Genomic DNA, 1,584 nt, shown 5'->3' with positions numbered 1-1,584 from the left:
TCTTACAATTTTTACACCCTTAAATCCATAAAAAAATTAAGGTTTTATTAAATTTATTTACCTTATATTAAAAATAAATATAAGAAATTGAAATTTATAGTAATTTTTAAAAAATAATGAGGCTGGGAAAGTTAAATTAGAAACGTAACTCATTTTTTAATGAATGATGTAATTCAACCTACTGTAAATACATAAACGTGATCTTTTCTAAATCAAGATCGTCTCATCAATAGAATTCAATAGGTCATCAATCGCCGTTAGCTCAATCATCATCAGAAAGTCATAATTCACTCAATATTTCTCAATTTTAGGGTAAATTATGCTGAGATCATCTCAATAAACTACTACGATGACAGAGGATAAGAATACGAATCATGCAGCAACTCAGCCCCATCGAAATTGAAAGAATTAAAAGTTTATTCTCAAAAGCCGATAGCCTAATTATCAGTGCGGGTGCAGGTATGGGCGTTGACTCAGGTCTGCCCGACTTTCGAGGCAATCAAGGCATGTGGCGAGCTTATCCAGAACTCGGTAAACAACGTATCGACTTTACCGAAATAGCCAATCCAGCAGCATTTGAATTTCAGCCAAATTTAGCATGGGGTTTTTATGGACATCGTTTGGCACTATATCGTCAAACCATGCCGCATCAAGGTTTTAATTTACTCAAGCAACTCGCTGAAAAATTAGCACTACCCTACTTTGTATTTACTTCGAATGTTGATGGGCAGTTTCAAAAAGCAGGTTTTGATCCAAACCAAATTTATGAGTGTCATGGCTCGATCCACCATCTTCAATGCTCAGAACCTTGCCAACTCACAACATGGTCAGCAAATGAATTAACGCCTGAGATTGATCATCAAAATTGTCAATGGCTAGGACAACTCCCACTATGCCCACATTGTGGCAAGTTATCCCGTCCAAATATTTTGATGTTTAATGATTATGCTTGGGTCAGCCAAAGACACATTCAACAAGCGAGATGCTTAGAAAATTTTTTAGAAGCCCACAATCAACCTATTATCATTGAAATAGGTGCTGGTACGACCATTCCAACCGTTCGTTATTTCAGTGAACGCTTCGCACCACAACTCATCCGCATCAATCCTCGTGAAGCAATGCTTCCATCCAAGGGAGGAGTCTCAATCGCAGAAAATGCAGCCATTGGTATTCAAAATATTTATCAGATTCTAGTCGAATAATTCAAATAAATTTGATAATAATTATCATTATAGATTAAAAATATCCACGTTTTATCCTTATTTCGCTTTTATACTGGTTTGAGTTTCCAAATTTCGATCTGTTGCCATGCTAAAAACAAGTTCTAAAAAAATACCATTAAGTAAAATAATAATAATCGCTATCGGTGTGGCGATTATTGCAGCCGTCGCATGGTTTTTCTTTAAACCTAAAGATCAAGCACCACAATATATTAGTGCTGAAGTTTCCAAAGGTGATATTGAAGATTCAGTACTCGCAACGGGTGTACTTGAAGCAACCAAGATGGTCAGTGTGGGTGCTCAGGTTTCAGGTCAAGTGAAAAAAATGTATGTTCAGTTAGGCGATCAAGTCAAACAAGGTCAA

1 protein-coding gene and 1 pseudogene are annotated in these 1,584 nt (G+C 36.2%); both read left to right on the top strand.

Annotated features, from left to right (window positions below):
• The first annotated feature begins 374 nt into the window (after positions 1-374).
• The gene (locus AAV96_RS00105) at positions 375-1,202 is read left to right on the top strand and encodes an SIR2 family NAD-dependent protein deacylase (RefSeq protein ID WP_046737834.1); all 828 of its coding nucleotides are present in this window, start codon (positions 375-377) and stop codon (positions 1,200-1,202) included.
• 106 nt (positions 1,203-1,308) lie between these two features.
• Positions 1,309-1,584, top strand: a pseudogene (locus AAV96_RS00100) (MacA family efflux pump subunit); the annotation flags it as partial.

This window comes from Acinetobacter sp. AG1 (assembly GCF_001005525.1).
Classification (GTDB): domain Bacteria; phylum Pseudomonadota; class Gammaproteobacteria; order Pseudomonadales; family Moraxellaceae; genus Acinetobacter; species Acinetobacter modestus.
Note: the sequence above shows the minus strand (reverse complement) of the source record. Positions and strands in the feature narration are given on the sequence as shown.